Here is a 16,371-nt window from a genome sequence, read left to right as displayed (position 1 = left end):
CCGATCCGCCATCCTCTCCCGAATTCATTGCGAAAGTCGCCGCATGTCATCTCACGATACTCATACCAAAGGACTTCTGCTCACCGCTTTTGGCGGACTGACGCTGACCGTGGACATCCCGCTGATCCGGCTCGCCCATGGCGAGGCGTGGACGATCTTGCTGCTGCGCACTGGCTGCACCTTGGCTGCGGCTCTGATCATGTGGACCGTCTGGCGCTCGTTCAGCAAAAATGCGCCGCAGCTCATCCCGGGTTGGTCGGGCCTGATCGTTGCCGCAATCTACGGACTCGGCGCGATTGCTTTCATCACCGGCGTCTACAACACCTCGACCGCCAACCTGGTTTTCATCCTGGCCTTCACCACCATGTTCGCCGCGCTGCTGTCGTGGGTGTTCCTCAGGGAGCGGCCGCGGCCGCTGACCCTTGCGGCAATGGCGATGATGATCGTCGGCGTCGTCATCATCGTCGGCGATTCCGTCGGCACCGGATATCTGTTCGGCGACCTGATGGCATTGTATTCGGCCTTCCTGATCGCTTGCGCCATCACCATCTCACGCGCCAGCGGCAAGGACATGGGCTTTACCGCGCTGGTCGGCGTCATCCTGCCTTTCGGGCTGGCGGCGTTCATGGTCTCCAAGACCGGCTTTCAGGTGGAGGCGCCATGGTGGATCATCCTCAACGGCGCCGTCATAATGCCGATCGCGTTCTTCTGCCTCGCCAACGGGCCGAAATACATCTCAGGACCGGAAGTGGCGATGTTCTACCTGCTCGAAACAGTGCTGGCGCCGGTCTGGGTGTGGATGATCTTCGCGGAGACACCGACCCGCAACAGCATGATCGGCGGTGCGATCCTGGTCGTCACGCTGATCGCGCATTCGCTCTGGCAACTGCACGACGGACGCAAGCGGCGTAGCGACCTTGCGGTGCATCATCCAGTATAGCGCAGGCGGCTTTCGAGATCAGGCGCTGGCCTTCTTCGCCACGTCAGGTTCCGGCAGGACTTCGATTTGTGGACCGGCTTCGATTTCGGCTGGCGAGCCCGGGGCGATTTCATCGGCTAGCTCCACCTCGCGCAGCCATTCGCGCCAGATCGCGACCAGCAGGGCCATCAGCACCGGGCCGATGAACAGGCCAAGAAACCCCATGGTCTTGACGCCGCCGATCAGGCCGAAAAAGGTCGGCAGGAAGGGCAGTTTTATCGGCCCGCCGACCAGTTTCGGGCGCAGTGTCTTGTCGACGATGAACAGCTCGACCGCGCCCCAGAGGAACAGCGCCAGCCCGGCCATCGGCGACCCGCTGGCGGCGAGGTAGATCGAGACTAGGGTGAAGGACAGTGGTGCACCACCGGGGATCAGCGCCATGACGCCGGTCAGGGCGCCAAGCGTGACTGGCGACGGCACGCCGGCCAGCCAATAGGCAATGCCCAGCACCAGCCCCTCGCCGATGGCGATGACGGTCATGCCGGTGACGGTCGAAGAGATTGTCGCCGGAACGACGCGCGAGATCCGTTCCCATCTGGTCGGCAGGATGCGTTCGCCAAGGCGGTCCACCTGGCCGGCAAAGTGCTCGCCGTCGCGATAAGCGAAGAACAGCGCGATCATCATGAACAGCAGCGTCAGGAGCAGGCCGAAAGCACTGCCGCCGGCGGCCAGGACGCCGCGATAGATGCTGCCGATGTTGGCGCCGCTGACCAGCTGGATCAGTTCACCGATGCCGCCGGGATGGCCAAAATTGGTCGTCCACTGTTCGTTCAGCCACTCGCCCACGACAGGCATGGTGGCGATCCAGTGCGGTGTCACGGCACCGTGCCGGTTGGTCTCGATCGCCCAGGCGACCCATTCGCGGACCTCGTTGATCGCATAGGTGCCGGCGAGCGCGATCGGTATCACCAGGAAGGCGAGGATGAAAAGGATGGCAAAGGTCGCGGCGATGGTGCGGTTGCCGCTGACTGCAACAAGCAGGCGCCGGTAGAGCGGCCAGCTGGCGAAGGCGATGACGAGCGCTGCCAGCACCGGAAACAGGAAGCCATGGAAGAAATAGACGCCGGCGGCGACGATCAGAACCAGCAGCCAGCGCGCCGCCGACAGCGGCGGAATGACGGCCGCCCGCAGCGGCGTCGACAGGCCGAACAGGCGCTGCTGCCGTTCCGGTTTCTGGATTCTGGATTCCTTCAAACGCCTGCCTCTCCCAAATACCCCTCCAGCTTATGCACTGATATAGTGCAGCAATCGTGACGATAGTCCAAATGATTGGGTGGAGCTGTTGATCTCCCCCCTCGAGGGGGAGACGTCGCCAAAGGCGGCAGAGGGGGTCGGGACGACCTGACGCCAGCCCTGTCGCAAACAGAAGAGGAGGCTAGCGCTTCATGCGCGGCGACCATCTCCTCCCTTTAGGGGGGAGATTAGCAGCGTCATCCAAACTTCCCCGTCCTCGGGAATCCCTTCGGCACCATGCGGCCGGCCGAGGCACGGGCGCCGATCCATTCGGCCAGTTCCTCGCGCGACCGGGTGAAGGTGCGGTCCGCTGAATCCTGCCAGGAGAGGCCGGTCTCCAGCGTGAACGGCTTGAGATCGAGAAGGCCGCCGTCCTTGTATTTCTGCAGCCGTACGCCCTTGCCGCGGCCCATCTCCGGAATCTCGGAGAGCGCGAACACCAACATCTTGCGGTTCTCGCCGACGATGGCGAGATGGTCGCCGGTGACCGGGATGCAGCGCTTGGCTTCGTCCGGCGCCTTGACGTTCATCACCTGCTTGCCCTTGCGGGTGTTGGCGACGACTTCCTCCTCCGACACGATAAAACCATTGGCGTCGTGCGAGGCCAGCAGCAGCTTGCGCTTCGGGTCGTGAACGAAGGCGGTGACGATGTCCTGGTCATTGTCCATGTCGACGATGATGCGGATCGGCTCGCCATGGCCGCGTCCGCCAGGCAGCCGGTCGGCGCCGATGGTGTAGAACTTGCCGCCGGTGGTGAAGACCAGCACCTTGTCGGTGGTCTGGGCATGGAAGGCGAGCTTAAGGCTGTCGCCCTCCTTGAAGGTCAGCGTCGAGAGGTCGGCCAGATGCCCCTTCATGGCCCGCAGCCAGCCCTTTTCCGAAACGACCACGGTGACCGGCTCGCGCTCGATCATGGCGTGCGCAATGTCGGTCAGATCATGCTCGGGCGCGTCGGCGAACTGGGTGCGGCGCTTGCCAAGCTCGGTCTCCTGGCCGAACTTGTCGCGGATGTTGGTGACTTCCCACTTGATCGTCGCCCACTGCTTCTCGTTTGAAGCAAGCAGTGCCTCGATCTGCTTCTTCTCGGCGCTCAGGCCGTCGAATTCCTTACGGATCTCGAATTCTTCAAGCTTACGCAGAGCGCGCAGCCGCATGTTGAGAATGGCTTCGGCCTGGGTGTCGGTGAGTGACCAGCGGGCCATCATGACCTGCTTTGGCTCATCCTCCTCGCGGATGATCCTGATCACCTCGTCGATGTTGAGGTAGGCAATCAGGTAGCCGGCAAGAATCTCCAACCGTCTTTCGATCTCGCCAAGCCGATGTTTCGAGCGACGGACCAAAACCTCGCGGCGGTGCTCGAGCCATTCCTGCAGGACGCCCTTCAGCGACAGCACGTTGGGCACCTTGCCGCGCGACAGGACGTTCATGTTGAGCGGGAAGCGGCTTTCGAGCTCGGTGAGCTTGAACAGCGATTCCATCAGGATGCCCGGATCGACCGAACGGCTCTTCGGCACCAGCACGACGCGGACGTCCTCGGCGCTCTCGTCCCTGATGTCCTCGAGCAGCGGCAGCTTGCGTGCCATCAGCAGCTCGGCGATCTTCTCGATCAGCCGCGCCTTCTGCACGCCATAGGGGATTTCGGTGACGACGATGCTCCAGGTGCCCCTGCCCTGGTCCTCCTGGATCCACTTCGACCGCACGCGGAAGCCGCCGCGGCCGGTTTCATAGGCCTCGAGGATCGAGGCGCGGCTGTCGACGATGATGCCGCCGGTCGGGAAATCCGGCCCTTGGACGAAGTCCATCAGCTTCGCCACCGGCGCGTCGCGATGCTCGATCAGGTGCAGTGCCGCGTCGCACAGTTCGGCCGCGTTGTGCGGCGGGATCGATGTCGCCATGCCCACCGCGATGCCGGACGAGCCATTGGCCAGCAGGTTCGGAAAGGCGCCGGGCAAAACCACCGGCTCCTCGTCTTCTTCATTGTAGGTCGGCCGATAGTCGACGGCGTCCTCGGTGATGCCGGACAACAGTTCGGTCGCCACATCGGTCATGCGCGCTTCGGTGTAGCGCATGGCGGCAGCGTTATCGCCGTCGATGTTGCCGAAATTGCCTTGCCCGTCGACCAAGGGGTAGCGCATCGAGAAATCCTGCGCCAACCGCACCAGCGCATCATAGATCGACTGGTCGCCATGCGGGTGGAACTTGCCCATCACCTCGCCGACAATGCGGGCGCATTTGGCAAAGCCCTGGTCCGGATTGAGCCGCAGCAGGCGCATGGCGTGCATGATGCGGCGATGGACCGGCTTCAGTCCGTCGCGCACGTCGGGCAGCGCCCGGTGCATGATGGTCGACAGCGCATAGGCCAGATAGCGCTCTTCCAGCGCCTTCTTCAGATCGACCGGCTCGATATGATCGCCACCGCCATTTTCAGGCGGCAAATGCCTTTTTCCCATGGGCTGGGACTAGCCGAGCGGGTGATTCGCGGCAAGAGGCAGGCCGATATACCGGCGCTTGTGCAACATGAAACCATGCGCTTGACGATGTCGACCAACATCAGCCTGTTACATGCGGGTTCTATGGCCAAGCGCGATGATATCAGGCCACCGGCTCTTCATGACAAAGTCACCGGTTTGCGCAAAGACGGTGGGATCGAGTTTGCCTTTCACCGAGATTTTTGACCATTGTGCCGGGACACGCCTTTTTCCCGTCCAGTTCGTCACGGAATGGTGATGGCGCATAGAATTGAAAAATAATTTCAGGACACTCTCAGGGACCTTGCGATGACAATCAAACGTTCAACTCTCCAGAAATTCGCCTTTTCGACCTTCCTGCTCACGCTGCCGCTGAATGCCGCTCTCGCCCAGGATGCGGCGGTTGCCGACCGGCTGAAGGCAGCGCTTGCCGCCCAGGGCGTCGACATCACCTGGACCGGCGTGACCGGTGACAACACCAACATGGTGCTGCAGGGGGTTGCCATCAAACCGGCGGCGGAAAAGGAAGCGCTCACCATCGGCGACGTCAAGCTCGAAGGCGTCACCGAGGCAAATGGCGGCTATGACATCGCCACCGTCTCGACGGCTGCCTTCGCGCACAGCAAGGACGGCGTCACTCTCGATCTCAGCCCCTTCGTCATTCATGACATGACCGTTCCGGCCGACGGTGCCACCGGCCCGCTGGGCTCGCTGATGATGTACAAGTCCGCCGAACTCTCGAACATGACCGTCAAGGTTGCCGACAAGACCGCCTTCTCGATGGACGGGCTTGCCATCGAGATCACGCCGCCGGCGGACGGCAAGGCGATGGAATTCACCGCCACCACGGAAAAGTTCAACGCCGACCTGACGCTGGTCGACGATCCCAAGTCCAAGGAAGTCATCAACGCGCTTGGCTACCAGAACATCGCGGGCAATCTCGAGATGGCCGGCACGTGGCAGCCCACGGACGGCAAGATGGAACTGTCGAAATACGACATCTCCGTCGAAAATGCCGGCACGCTTGGCATGACCTTCGATCTTGGTGGCTACACGATGGACTTCATCAAGTCGCTGCAGGAAATGCAGAAGAAGATGGCGGCACAGCCTGAAGGCGCCGACAATTCGGCACAAGGCATGGCGATGCTCGGCCTGTTGCAGCAGCTTTCGTTCAACAGTGCCTCGATCCGCTTCGACGACGATTCGCTGACCAACAAGGTGCTGGACTATGTCGGCAAGCAGCAAGGCATGTCCGGCAAGGACATCGCCAACCAGGCCAAGGCAATCGTGCCGTTCGGCATGGCGCAGCTCAACAATCCCGAGCTGACGGCACAGGTGACGGCCGCGGTCAGCAAGTATCTCGACGATCCGAAGAGCCTCGAAGTCTCGGCCGAGCCGCCGGCATCGGTGCCGTTCGCGCTGATCATGGCGGGCGCCATGTCCAACCCGCTCGACCTGCCTAAGACGCTCGGCGTCGCCGTCAAGGCCAACGAAGACTGATCGAAGCGACCTCAACATGCGAAAAAGCCCGGCAGCGATGCCGGGCTTTTTCGTGGGATTATCGAATCGAAAGAATCGGTTCGGGCGGTTCTTTAAAGCGTCGCCGAAGCGCGATCAGGCGTCCTTCTTGGGCACCGCGACGCGCAGCGCCAGGTCGCGAAGCTGCTGCGGGCTCGCTTCCGACGGCGCGTTCATCAGCAAATCATAGGCCTGCTGGTTCATCGGGAACATGGTGATCTCGCGCAGATTCTTCGCCCCGAGCAGCAGCATGACGACACGGTCGACGCCGGCAGCCATGCCGCCATGCGGCGGCGCGCCATACTGGAAGGCGCGGTATAGGCCGCCAAAGCGCTCCTCGACCGTGGCGCGGTCCAGCCCGACCGTCTCGAACGCCTTGACCATGGTTTCGGGCAGATGGTTACGGATACCGCCGGAGGCGATCTCGAAACCGTTGCAGACCATGTCGTACTGGAATGCCTTGATGCCGAGCAGGTCCTCGCCATTCAGCGCATCGATGCCGCCTTGCGGCATCGAGAACGGATTGTGGGCGAAGTCGATCTTCTTCTCTTCCTCATTCCACTCGAAGAACGGGAAGTCGACGATCCAGCACAGTTCGAAACGCTCGCGGTCGACAAGGTTCAGCTCCTCGCCGGCGCGGGTGCGCGCCGCACCCGCAAAAGAGACGAACTTCTTCGGATCGCCGGCGACGAAGAAAGCGGCGTCGCCGTCGGCAAGGCCGAGCTGAAGGCGGATCGCCTCGGTGCGCTCCTCGCCGATGTTCTTGGCCAGCGGACCGGCGCCTTCGAGCTTGTCGCCCTCCTTGCGCCAGAAGATATAGCCGAGCCCCGGCTGACCCTCGCCCTGCGCCCAGGAATTCATGCGGTCGCAGAAAGCACGGCTGCCGCCGGTCTTGGCCGGAATGCCCCACACCTCGGCCTTCGGGTCGTTGGCCAGGATGTTGGCGAACACCTTGAAGCCGGAATCGCGAAAATGCTCGGAGACGGCCTGCATCTCGATCGGGTTGCGCAGGTCGGGCTTGTCGGAGCCGTATTTGCGCATGGCGACATCATATGGAATGCGCTGGAACTTCTGCGTCACCGGCTTGCCGTTGGCGAAGGTCTCGAAGACCCCACGCATGACCGGTTCCATGGTCGACAGCACGTCGTCCTGCTCGACGAAGCTCATTTCGAGATCGAGCTGGTAGAATTCGCCGGGCAGACGGTCGGCGCGCGGGTCCTCGTCGCGGAAGCAGGGGGCGATCTGGAAGTAGCGGTCGAAGCCCGACACCATGATCAGTTGCTTGTACTGCTGCGGCGCCTGCGGCAGCGCGTAGAAGGTGCCGGGATGGATGCGCGACGGCACCAGGAAGTCGCGCGCGCCTTCCGGCGACGAGGCGGTGAGAATCGGCGTCGAGAATTCGGTGAAGCCGACATCGGTCATGCGCTTGCGCATCTCGGCGATGATTTTCGTGCGTGCCACGATATTCTTGTGCAGCGTGTCGCGGCGCAGGTCGAGGAAGCGGTATTTCAGGCGGATATCCTCGGGATAGTCCGGCTCGCCGAACACCGGCAGCGGCAGTTCCTTGGCCGCCGACAGAACTTCGATCTCGCGGGCGAAAATCTCGATCTCGCCGGTCGGCAAATTGGCATTGGTGGTCTCGGGTAAGCGCGCCTTGACCTCGCCGTCGACGCGGATGACCCATTCGCCGCGCACCGTCTCGGCGACCTTGAAGGCCGGCGAATCGGGGTCGGCGACGATCTGGGTCAGGCCATAATGGTCGCGCAGGTCGATAAAGAGCAGGCCGCCATGATCGCGCACGCGATGCACCCAGCCCGACAGGCGAACGGTCGATCCGACGTCGCTCTTCCTCAACTGGGCACAGGTATGGCTTCGGTAACGGTGCATTGTCATTGGTAAAAGTCCGGGGTGCTGGGTTACGGGGCCGACGGGCCGGCTCGAAATTTGCGCGAAAAGCGCATGAGAGGCCGCCTTTGTCAAGGCAAGCGGTCTTGGGCGGCATCTCAGTTTGAACTTCGGATTTCGACCCCCAGTCGGCGTTCCGCACGGCTGAGAGGTAATCCGAAAGCGACCGTCGTTCAGCGCCAGTGCCTGGATCAAAGTGATCATTGCAAGACGGTCGCCTTCCGAGAACAAGATTGCAAAGGGAGCACGCCTCCACGTTGCTCTCCTCTACTCCCTCCAGTCTTCCTGGTGAGGATCATCCGCGATCAGCAGTTCAGGCAGAAGTTCCGTCCCCATCTCGCGCGCTAAATTGTACGATTCACGATCCGATCGTGTACCGCGTTCAGCCAGCCACCCATGCGCGAAGGGTCGCCCTGCACCCGCATCTCACCCGTGCTCAAAAAGCCTTCGAGCGCGGCGGTATAGTTCGGATCGGCGCTGCGTAGTCTGTTCAACTTCCGCGCTGCCGCGGCCGTTATCTCGATCATCACGTCCGCCCACTCGTCCCGCCGCGCCCCAACCCTGAACGACGGCTTGCCCCTGAGGATGTCGAAGCGAAGGCCTTGGACAAGGCCTTCGGACAGTTCGACTCCGTCAGTGTAGCGCTCAACCAGCGAAAGATTGAGTTCTGGCGAAAGTCCGGACTGCGAAGCCACTTCGCTCATCAACGTCCCCACCATCTCAAACCAAGCCTTCGTTCCGTGGCAGATCTTTGCGTCCGTGGTCATCAAGCTGCTTCTTCCATAGCTTTCACTTTCGCGACGAGGCGCCAGCGAAAGGACGATCCTTCAAGCTTCGGCCTTCAATCCACGTTGAGCACGATCTTGCCTTGAATGTGCCCTTGGGCTGCCCGCGCGTGGGCCTTGCAAGCGTCGGCAAGCGGATAGACGCTGTCCAGGACGACGCGGATCGTCCCGTCATCGAGGAAGCGGGCGACTTCCCTCAACTGAGCCCCGCTCGAACGGACCTGGGTGGCCGAAACCGTGACGCCCAGCTTCTCGGCCTCCTCCGCACCGGAGAAGCCCAGGGGGAACACTGGGAACAATGCACCGCCGCGCTTAAGCGTGCGCAGGAAACGCCCGGTGCTCGGTCCGCCAAGGGCATCGACGACAAGGTCGATGTCATGGGCCGCGTCCTCGGGCGGCGTTTTGGTGTAGTCGATGAACTCGTCGGCGCCGAGATCGCGTAGCAGCGACTCATGTTTGCCCGATGCCACGGCGATGACGTGCGCACCTTTCAGTTTCGCTATCTGCACGGCGAAGTGCCCCACACCGCCTGCGGCGCCGTTTACCAGGACGGTCTTCCCCTTGAGTGGCACCGGCTCATGCTGGTTGGGCTGAAGCGGGTTCGGTTCATTGTGCCCCAACTCGATCAGGAACTGCCACGCGGTGAGCAGCGACATCGGCGCTCCGGCGGCATGCACATGATCAATGCCGGCCGGCTTGAGCGCAAGTTCCAACGCCGGCACGCTGACATACTCGGCATAAGCCTTGCTGCCCCCCGCAAGGCCCACGGGGAAGCGAACCATCGAGTATACTTCGTCTCCGACGGAGAAGATCTCGACATCCTTGGCGACCGCTACGACAACCCCCGATATGTCCGTTCCCGGAATGATGGGAAAGGACACCTGCGGTTGCCACTCGGGAGGAAGCATCTTGTACCCGTCGCGCAGGTACCAGTCGGGAGGATTGATACCGATGGCGTGAACGCGGACGAGCACCTCGCCCGAATCTAGCTCAGGTTTCGGCGCATCTTCATAGCGCAGCACCTCGGGACCGCCGAATACGTGTAGCCGGACCGCCTTCATTATATCGCTCACTGGAACCTCCATGGGAAAGTATCATTGCTGAAGGCACATATGTCCAAGCCGCAAGGTTGATAATTGCTTCGGAATTCGTTTCAATAGTTCCATGAAGGAACATATCGCTTTGGATCGATTGACTGGCTTGGTCGCATTCGCCCGTGCTGGGTCGATCGGGAGCTACACCGCTGCTGCCCGTTCCCTGTCGATCTCGCCCTCGGCCGTCAGCAAGAGCGTGCAGCGGCTCGAACAGCATTTGGGGATTTCACTCTTCACACGCACGACCCGCTCGCTGACCCTCACGCCAGAGGGCCGCGAGCTGCATGAGCGCGCGCTCAGACTGCTGCGCGATGTGGAAGAGATAGAGCAGGTCGCGATGACGGCGCGCTCCGAGCCTTCAGGCACCTTGCGGATAGCAGCGCCGCTGCCGATCGGCCTCCATGTGATAGCGCCCGCGCTGCCGGCGTTCCGCAAGCTCTATCCCAAGGTGACGGTAGATCTGCGGCTGAACGACCAGATCGTAGATATCATCGAGCAAGGGATCGACATCGCGGTACGCATTGGCGACCTCGCAGACTCGCGGCTGTTGTCGCGCAGGCTCGCACCGCATCGGCTCTGCGCCTTCGCATCGCCAGCCTATCTGGCAGCGCGTGGCACCCCGATGCACCCGGACGAACTGGAGGGGCACGACACCGTCAACCTCCGCTACCAGAGCACGGGCCAGGCTTTGCACTGGCCTTTTCGGATCGGCGATCGAATGATCGAGATCGTGCCGCCGTCCGGCATCGTTGTCGACATGAGCGATGCGCTGGTCGCGACACTCGCGGCCGGCGGCGGGATCGGCATCAGCGCGACCTTTATTGCAGCGCCCTATGTGGCGCGTGGCGAGCTCGTACCGGTGCTGTCCGAATTCGCCGTGAAGCGGCACAATATCACCGCACTCTGGCCGGAAAGCCGCCGCACCAACCCGGCCGTGCGGGCCTTCCTCACTCGGTTGCATGAGGTCTTTCAAGAGCGGATGGAGGCCGTGGCCAGATTGGCGGTGTGACCGCGCCCGCGAACCAACCACCTCAGGCTGAAATCCAAACTGAGGCGCCGATAACCCCTGTTGGGCCCCATACCGCCGGGAATTGGCGCTGGTATTGGCCATGGCGATGGTTCAAGAAGGGATCACCGACACGTGATTGCTTCATGTCCTCCATCCGCCCACTGATCCCGCTCCTCCTCGCCGCCGGCATCCTGCTTGGCGGCAATGGGCTGCAGAGCACGCTGATCGCGCTGCGTGGCGCGCAGGAAGGGTTTTCCGCCTCCGACATCGGCCTGATGGGCACCTTCTATTTCGCCGGCTTCCTGCTCGGCTGCCTGGCCATCACCCGCATCATGAAGGCGGTCGGCCATATCAGGGCATTTTCGGCGCTGGCGGCGATCGCCTCGGTCGGCACCTTGCTGCTGGTGCTGGTTCTCGATCCGGTGATGTGGTGCGCGGTGCGCTTTGCCGGCGGTTTCTGCTTCGCCGGGCTGTTCACCATCGTCGAAAGCTGGCTGAATTCCGGCGTCGCCAACAAGGATCGCGCCCGTGTGCTGGCGATCTACCGGATGGTCGACACTGGTTCCGTGACCGGCGCCCAGTTCCTGATCCCGGTCTTCGGCGCCGGCGGCTTCACCATCTTCGCCATCATGTCGATCATGATCACGTTGTCGCTGGTGCCGGTTTCGCTCGGTGACCGCTCCAACCCGACGCCACCCGAGGACGTCAAGCTCGACCTGGCGCGCGTCTGGCGGATTTCGCCGCTGGGCTGTTTCGGCTGCATCGCCGTCGGCGTCACCAACAGCGCCTTTCGCACATTGTCGCCGGTCTATGCCGAGCAGATCGGCATGTCGGTCGCCGATGTCGTCACCTTCGTCAGCGTCGGTATCTTCGGCGGCGCCGTCATCCAGTATCCGCTCGGCTACCTCTCCGACCGCTGGGACCGGCGCCGGGTGCTGCTGATAACGACCTGCTGCGCGATGCTTTCGGCGCTGGCGCTGGTGTTCATCGCCGGCAGCAATCCGCTGTTCAACTTCATCATCATCTTCATCTTCGGTTGTTTCGCCATGCCGCTCTATTCGCTGTCGGCGGCGCATTCCAACGACCGCGCCGACACGGGCGAGTTCGTGCTGATCAATGCGGCCTTGATGCTGTTCTATTCCTTCGGCGCCATTGGCGGCCCATTCGCCGCCTCGACGGCGATGCAGTATTTCGGGCCGAGCGCGCTGTTCGTGTTCAGCGCCGTGGTCTATGCGATCTTCATCGCCGTCATTCTTTACCGGATGCAGGCCCGGTCCGGCGTGCCGGCAGGCAGGCGCAGCCGCTTCACCGCGCTGTTGCGCACCTCGACGGTTTTCGCACGGCTAGCCAGGAGAAACAGCGATTCCGACGGGCCGACTGGGTCGTGACGATGGCGCCAAAGCTTGACGAAAGCCCCGCCGGCTGAAATCTAGGAAGACCTTACTCCTGTCAAAAGCGATTTGATGCACGTCATCACCACCCAGAAAGAACTCGAGACCGTTCTCGCCGCTGTCGAAAAGTCGGATTTCGTCACCGTCGACACCGAATTCATTCGAGAAACGACCTTTTGGCCGATTCTGTGCCTGATCCAGATGGCCGCACCCGGCGTAACGGCGCTGATCGATCCGCTGTCACCCGACATCGACCTGAAGCCGTTCTTCAAGCTGATGGCCAATGAGGCGGTGGTCAAAGTCTTCCACGCCGCGCGGCAGGACATCGAAATCATCGTCCATCTCGGCGATCTGGTGCCGCATCCGGTGTTCGACACGCAAGTGGCGGCGATGGTTTGCGGCTTCGGTGACAGTGTGTCCTACGACCAGCTCGTGCAGCGCATCACCGGGGCGCGGCTCGACAAGTCATCGCGTTTCACCGACTGGCGTCACCGGCCGCTTTCCGACAAGCAGCTCGACTACGCGCTGGCCGACGTCACCCATCTGATCGAGGTCTACCAGCACCTCAGCGCCGAACTGGCGCGGGAGAACCGCGCCCATTGGCTCAACGAGGAAATGGAGGTCCTGACCTCGCGCGAGACCTATGATCCACACCCCGAGGACGCCTGGAAACGGCTGAAGATGCGGCTGCGCAAACCACAGGAACTGGCGATCGTGCAAGGCGTGGCGGCGTGGCGCGAGCGCGAGGCGCGCGAACGCGACGTGCCGCGCGGCCGCGTGCTCAAGGACGACGCAATCTACGAGGTGGCGCAGCAGGCGCCGCGCGACGCGGCAGCCCTTGGCAAGCTGCGCACGACGCCGAAGGGCTGGGAGCGCTCCTCGACGGCGACGGCGCTGCTTGGCGCGGTCAACACCGCGCTTGCCTTGCCCAAGGAGCAGATGCCGAAGCTGCCGAAGAATTTCCAGCCGCCCGAGGGCTCGAATGCAGCGGCGGAACTGTTGAAGGTGCTGCTGCGGATCGTCGCGGAGAAGGAAGGCGTCGCCTCGAAAGTGCTGGCCTCCAGCGACGACATCGACCGTATCGCCGCCGAGGGCGAGGAAGCCGACGTACCGGCCCTGCAGGGCTGGCGGCGCGCGGTGTTCGGCGAAGCAGCGCTCAAGCTGGTGCGCGGCGAGATCGGCATCAAGTTCGACAAGCGCAAGATCGCCGTGTTCGATCTTTAGGCGCTTTACCCCCACACCGCTCCGCTTTGCGGAGCGACCTCCCCTTCGGGAGGGTAAACACCTGCTCAAACCACGCCGAGCAGGTGCAGCGCGAACCAGATCCATCCAAGCAAAAGAATCACCGCTCCGACGAAGAAAGAGCGGCTGCGCAGCAGCAGATTGTTGCTGGTCAGGTGAATCCAGGCATGAAAATAGCGCGACGCGACGAAAATCCACATCAGCGCCAGGGTCAGATAGTTGACGCCGTTGGTCAGGTGCAGCGTCAGGCACAGCACATAGAACAGCACCGGCAATTCGAACTGGTTGGTGAGATTGGCGGCAACGGTGATGCTAGAGGCAGGCTCGGTCGAGCGCACCTTGAACTGGCCGGCCTTAGCTTCGCCTGACCTGACTGCGCCGTATCTGCGGCGACCCAGGACGCCGTAGACGATGTAGATCAGCAGCACATGCGCCAGAACAGGCCAGAAGATCGTGGTCTGGTTCATGAAGTCCCCCCTGCCCGGTTGGGTTTTGCCGGCATCAAGCCTGGCGTTTCAGGCCCGCCAGCCAGAAGGCGGCAATGACGATCGCCGGGATGGCTAAAAGCGCGAATTTGGTGACGATCAGCGACGAGGCGAAAGACAGCGAATCCGGGTTCGCCGACAGGAAATCGGACAGAAGCCGCGCCACCGCGATGTTCTGGACGTAGTCGGCAAGCGTGTAGGGCAGCACCAGAACCAGCGCGAAGATCGACTGCAACTGCGCCGGCAACACACGGAAAGCCTTCAATCGCCGACCGGTTGCCAGGATCAGGCTGACCAGCGTCGCCGACAGCAGCACCGGGAACAGGAGAGCGAAGGTCAGATAGTGCCAGACGAGAATGATCTCGCCACCGCGCCGGCCGAGCGCTGTCAGCCAGGCCATGCCTTCATCCGGCGTGAAACCGAAAATACGCATGTCGAGTGACGGCAAGCCACCGCTCAACTGTTGAAAGTAGAAGAATTCCAGCACCGTCATGGCGATGAACACCACCGCCGACAGGAAACAGAGCGCGCCTGCGTGCCGCGACAGCCGCAGGATCGTCGCCGTCAGGCTCCGCCCGAGCCCGTACTGGTTAGACTCCGCCGGGATAATTCGGGCTTTCGCGGGTAATCGTGACGTCATGGGCGTGGCTTTCACGAAGTCCGGCGTTGGATATACGCACAAAGGTGGCACGGTCGCGGAAATCGGCAAGGTCGCGGCCACCAACATAACCCATAGCGGCTTTCAGCCCGCCTGCAAGCTGGTGCAGCACGCCAGACACAGGTCCTTTGTAGGGAACCTGCCCCTCGATGCCTTCCGGGACCAATTTCAGCGTGTCGCGCACCTCGGCCTGGAAGTAGCGATCGGCGGAGCCGCGGGCCATGGCGCCGACCGAGCCCATGCCGCGATACGCCTTGAAGGAGCGGCCCTGGTGCAGATAGACCTCGCCAGGGCTTTCGTCGGTTCCGGCCAGCAGCGAGCCGATCATGGCGGCACTTGCGCCGGCGGCGAGCGCCTTGGCGAGATCGCCGGAATATTTGATGCCGCCGTCGGCGATTACCGAGACGCCTGATTTGTGCGCCGTCTCGACCGCCGACATGATGGCCGAGAGCTGCGGCACGCCGACGCCGGCAACGATGCGGGTGGTGCAGATGGAGCCCGGACCGATGCCGACCTTGACGGCGTCGGCGCCGGCGTCGATCAGCGCCTGCGTGCCCGCGGCGGTGGCGACGTTGCCGGCCAGGATGCGAACCGAGTTGGAGAGCTTCTTGGCGCGCGTCACCGCGTCCAGCACGCGCTGCGAGTGGCCATGCGCGGTGTCGATCACCAGAAGGTCGACGCCTGCATCGATGAGACGTTCGGCGCGCTCGAAACCGTCATCGCCGACGCTGGTGGCGGCGGCGGCGCGCAAGCGGCCCTGCGCGTCCTTGGTGGCGTGCGGGTTCAGCTGCGACTTCTCGATGTCCTTGACGGTGATCAGCCCGACGCAATTGCCCTGCTTGTCGACGACGACCAGCTTTTCGATTCTGTGCTGGTGCAGAAGCCGTTTGGCCTCGTCCTGGTCGACATTCTCCTTGACCGTGATCAGGTTGTCACGGGTCATCAGCTCATGGACCTTCTGCGCCGGATCGGACGCAAAGCGCACGTCACGATTGGTCAGGATGCCGATCAGCCGTCCGATCTTGTGGCCGCCACTGCCGCCATTCTCGACCACCGGAATGCCCGAGATCGAATAACTGCGCATCAGGCCCAGCGCGTCGGCGAGCGTCGCGTCAGGACCGATGGTGACGGGATTGACCACCATGCCGGATTCGAACTTCTTGACCTGCCGCACCTGCTCAGCCTGTTCGGCCGGCGAGAAATTGCGGTGGATGACGCCAATGCCGCCGGCCTGGGCCATGGCGATGGCAAGCCGCGCCTCGGTGACGGTGTCCATCGCCGCCGAGAGGATCGGCACGTTGAGGTCGATGTCGCTGGCGATGCGGGTGCGGACATCGGTCTCGCCGGGCATGACCTCGGAATGACCCGGCTGCAGCAGCACGTCGTCAAAGGTCAGCGCCAATGCGCCGGTGGAGGTTTCGATGATTTTTGCCATGGCCAGCCCTCGGAATACAAAAAAGCGCTGGACCGGAATGGACAGCGCCGACTCGTTTCTTCCCTTTCAGGATTGGCGCTGGCTGGTAACACGTCCCGGCGCCGATGAAAAGCCGATGATTTCACGCTCCCGGAAAGGTGACTTTTCGCCCGATGGGTGCCACCTGTGG

Annotated in this window: 14 protein-coding genes; 6 read left to right on the top strand and 8 right to left on the bottom strand. The window is 62.6% G+C overall.

Annotated elements, in window-relative coordinates; all coding sequences use genetic code 11:
• The first annotated feature begins 43 nt into the window (after positions 1-43).
• The gene (locus tag ASD12_RS27250; RefSeq protein WP_056593994.1) at positions 44-940 is read left to right on the top strand and encodes a DMT family transporter; all 897 of its coding nucleotides are present in this window, start codon (positions 44-46) and stop codon (positions 938-940) included.
• 18 nt (positions 941-958) lie between these two features.
• Here the strand turns inward: ASD12_RS27250 and ASD12_RS27245 are convergent, their stop codons facing one another.
• The gene (locus tag ASD12_RS27245; protein WP_056593991.1) at positions 959-2,173 is read right to left on the bottom strand and encodes an AI-2E family transporter; all 1,215 of its coding nucleotides are present in this window, start codon (positions 2,171-2,173) and stop codon (positions 959-961) included.
• A 236-nt stretch (positions 2,174-2,409) separates the two neighbouring features.
• The gene (gene parC, locus ASD12_RS27240; RefSeq protein ID WP_056593977.1) at positions 2,410-4,662 is read right to left on the bottom strand and encodes a DNA topoisomerase IV subunit A; all 2,253 of its coding nucleotides are present in this window, start codon (positions 4,660-4,662) and stop codon (positions 2,410-2,412) included.
• On the opposite strand from parC, the gene ASD12_RS27235 reads away from it, so the two are divergent.
• Together ASD12_RS27235 and ASD12_RS27230 are read left to right on the top strand one after the other, a co-directional pair.
• Entirely contained in the window at positions 4,618-4,887 is a 270-nt protein-coding gene (locus ASD12_RS27235) for a hypothetical protein (RefSeq protein ID WP_162252291.1), read from the top strand. The genes parC and ASD12_RS27235 overlap by 45 nt on opposite strands.
• 102 nt (positions 4,888-4,989) lie before the next feature.
• Positions 4,990-6,180 (top strand): hypothetical protein, encoded by a 1,191-nt coding sequence (locus ASD12_RS27230; protein ID WP_056593971.1) that lies wholly within the window; start codon positions 4,990-4,992, stop codon positions 6,178-6,180.
• A gap of 114 nt (positions 6,181-6,294) precedes the next feature.
• Here the strand turns inward: ASD12_RS27230 and aspS are convergent, their stop codons facing one another.
• From aspS to ASD12_RS27215, 3 genes are all read right to left on the bottom strand, one after another.
• On the bottom strand, positions 6,295-8,085 hold the full coding sequence (aspS, locus tag ASD12_RS27225; protein ID WP_056594533.1) for an aspartate--tRNA ligase: 1,791 nt from the start codon (positions 8,083-8,085) through the stop codon (positions 6,295-6,297).
• A 362-nt stretch (positions 8,086-8,447) separates the two neighbouring features.
• Complete coding sequence (locus tag ASD12_RS27220; protein WP_056593966.1) at positions 8,448-8,870, bottom strand: hypothetical protein; 423 nt, start codon at positions 8,868-8,870, stop codon at positions 8,448-8,450.
• Between the two features lie 74 nt (positions 8,871-8,944).
• Positions 8,945-9,949 carry an NADP-dependent oxidoreductase gene (locus ASD12_RS27215; RefSeq protein WP_057144192.1) on the bottom strand — a complete coding sequence of 335 codons (1,005 nt, stop codon included), beginning with the start codon at positions 9,947-9,949 and terminating at the stop codon, positions 8,945-8,947.
• A gap of 103 nt (positions 9,950-10,052) precedes the next feature.
• On the opposite strand from ASD12_RS27215, the gene ASD12_RS27210 reads away from it, so the two are divergent.
• From ASD12_RS27210 to rnd, 3 genes are all read left to right on the top strand, one after another.
• Positions 10,053-10,991 carry a LysR family transcriptional regulator gene (locus ASD12_RS27210; RefSeq protein WP_056593960.1) on the top strand — a complete coding sequence of 313 codons (939 nt, stop codon included), beginning with the start codon at positions 10,053-10,055 and terminating at the stop codon, positions 10,989-10,991.
• A 143-nt stretch (positions 10,992-11,134) separates the two neighbouring features.
• Positions 11,135-12,379 (top strand): MFS transporter, encoded by a 1,245-nt coding sequence (locus tag ASD12_RS27205; RefSeq protein ID WP_056593956.1) that lies wholly within the window; start codon positions 11,135-11,137, stop codon positions 12,377-12,379.
• A gap of 75 nt (positions 12,380-12,454) precedes the next feature.
• A complete protein-coding gene (rnd, locus tag ASD12_RS27200; RefSeq protein WP_056593952.1) occupies positions 12,455-13,606 on the top strand; it encodes a ribonuclease D in 1,152 nt (383 codons plus the stop codon).
• A 65-nt stretch (positions 13,607-13,671) separates the two neighbouring features.
• Here the strand turns inward: rnd and ASD12_RS27195 are convergent, their stop codons facing one another.
• From ASD12_RS27195 to guaB, 3 genes are read right to left on the bottom strand one after another with little or no spacing between them, the layout of a single operon-like run.
• A complete protein-coding gene (locus ASD12_RS27195; RefSeq protein WP_056593950.1) occupies positions 13,672-14,091 on the bottom strand; it encodes an MAPEG family protein in 420 nt (139 codons plus the stop codon).
• A gap of 34 nt (positions 14,092-14,125) precedes the next feature.
• Positions 14,126-14,749 carry a hypothetical protein gene (locus ASD12_RS27190; RefSeq protein ID WP_082525710.1) on the bottom strand — a complete coding sequence of 208 codons (624 nt, stop codon included), beginning with the start codon at positions 14,747-14,749 and terminating at the stop codon, positions 14,126-14,128.
• On the bottom strand, positions 14,700-16,202 hold the full coding sequence (gene guaB, locus ASD12_RS27185; protein ID WP_056593948.1) for an IMP dehydrogenase: 1,503 nt from the start codon (positions 16,200-16,202) through the stop codon (positions 14,700-14,702). The genes ASD12_RS27190 and guaB overlap by 50 nt, the downstream gene beginning before the upstream one ends.
• Positions 16,203-16,371 lie beyond the last annotated feature (169 nt).

The sequence above is a fragment of the Mesorhizobium sp. Root102 genome (assembly GCF_001425625.1).
GTDB lineage: Bacteria > Pseudomonadota > Alphaproteobacteria > Rhizobiales > Rhizobiaceae > Mesorhizobium.
The sequence above is the reverse complement of the archived record's forward strand: the minus strand, read 5'-3'. Positions and strand labels throughout refer to the sequence as shown.